Annotated in this window: 2 protein-coding genes; one reads left to right on the forward strand and one right to left on the reverse strand. The window is 68.8% G+C overall.

What is annotated here, in order from left to right; translation table 11 throughout:
- The first annotated feature begins 186 nt into the window (after positions 1-186).
- A complete protein-coding gene (locus ACFWF3_RS35590; RefSeq protein WP_379318528.1) occupies positions 187-399 on the forward strand; it encodes a hypothetical protein in 213 nt (70 codons plus the stop codon).
- 55 nt (positions 400-454) lie between these two features.
- Here ACFWF3_RS35590 and nadC read toward each other — a convergent pair whose 3' ends face one another.
- A complete protein-coding gene (gene nadC, locus ACFWF3_RS35595; RefSeq protein ID WP_379318530.1) occupies positions 455-1,315 on the reverse strand; it encodes a carboxylating nicotinate-nucleotide diphosphorylase in 861 nt (286 codons plus the stop codon).
- Between the last annotated feature and the right edge of the window lie 218 nt (positions 1,316-1,533).

A 1,533-nucleotide genomic window follows, 5' to 3' on the forward strand; every position in this document is an offset into this window, starting at 1 on the left:
GAACCGATCACCGGCGGATCTGGGTCTGTCCCGCCGCCACATTTCGCCCGGCGAGTCCGTCACAATGGTCAGGTGAATGCTGAAGAGCCCGAATGGATTCGGCTGATGACCTACGAGGCCACCGAGGGCGCGCCGCGACCGATCAGCGCCATGCGCGGTTGACTGCGCGACCGCGGAATCGACTGGATGCCCTTCGCCACCGACGACATCCGCGTCGACCTCATGCGAGCCCGGCATGCCGACGGTCGCGTCGGTTGCGCGGTCGGTATCGCCATCCGTAGCGTGGCCCTGCGCCCCCTGGGCCTGCATCCCGACCAACCGGAAGCACAGCCGACACACCCGTCACCACCGGCTTGGTGGCATGCGGCCGCCGACCGCAGCCCCTGGGTACAGACCTGAGCTGTCGACCGACCACGAGAGCCGGTCCGCGGGTCTACGCCGCTTCGAGATGACCTCACATATCCAGGCCGAGATCGAGTACGCGGACCGAGTGGGTGAGGGCGCCGATGGCGAGGTAGTCGACGCCGGTGCTCGCGTATTCGGCGGCTTGGTCGAGTGAAAGTCCGCCGGAGGACTCGAGTTTCGTCGCGGGGGCCGCGGCATCGCGGCGCTGGACGGCGGCCTGGGTCTGCCAGAGGGGAAAGTTGTCCAGCAGGACGAGTTCGACGTTTTCGGCGAGGACAGCGTCGAGTTGTTCGAGGCTGTCGACCTCCACCTCGCAGGCGATGTCGGGTGCCAGTGCGCGGACCGCGCGCAGGGCGTTGACGACCGAACCGGCGGCCACCACGTGGTTGTCCTTGATGAGGGCGGCATCGCCCAGCCCCATGCGGTGGTTGACGCCGCCGCCGACGCGGACCGCGTACTTCTGCAGAGCGCGCAGGCCGGGCAGCGTCTTGCGGCTGTCGCGGATCTCGCATCCGGTGCCGTCGACGGCGTCGACCCAGGCGGCGGTGGCGGTGGCGATGCCCGACAGGTGGCACACCAGGTTGAGCATGGTTCGTTCGGCGGTGAGCAGGCCGCGGGTGGGGGCGACGATGCTCAGCACCGAGGTGCCCGGCTCCACCCGGGTGCCGTCGGCGACCCGCGCGGTGATCTCGTAGGTGCCCGCGCCGAGGACCTCGTCGAGCACGAGCAGCCCGACGTCCAGGCCCGCGACGGTGCCGTGCTGGCGCGAGACGACCGAGGCTTTGCTCACCGCGTCTTCGGCAACGGTGGCGATCGTGGTGACGTCGGGCCCGTAGCGCAGGTCCTCGTCGAGGGCGTTGCCGATCAGCGTCAGCAGCTCGTCACGGTCCAGAGTGGCGTCCAAAGCCATCACCGCACTCCTAATTCTCGGGCGCACAGTGCGCCTCGGTCGAAGCGGCGGAGCAGGTCACCACTCCACCGATATTGCTTGTCCGACTGTGATTTCCAGCTGCGACCCACCCGATCCGAGTGAACTCGGCCGGGAACGTCGCTGGTCAACGCACGCCGAGGGGCACCGAACCGCATTCCGCGGGCATGGTGGACAGTTCGAGCGTGCCCTCCGGCTGG

The organism is Nocardia sp. NPDC060220 (assembly GCF_042727815.1).
Taxonomy (GTDB): Bacteria; Actinomycetota; Actinomycetes; order Mycobacteriales; family Mycobacteriaceae; genus Nocardia.

What these genes read in the sequence shown, in the direction of transcription:
- nadC (WP_379318530.1), bottom strand. Translation starts at nt 1,315, where the DNA reads ATGGCTTTGGACGCCACTCTGGACCGTGACGAGCTGCTGACGCTGATC.
- ACFWF3_RS35590 (WP_379318528.1), top strand. Translation starts at nt 187, where the DNA reads ATGCCCTTCGCCACCGACGACATCCGCGTCGACCTCATGCGAGCCCGG.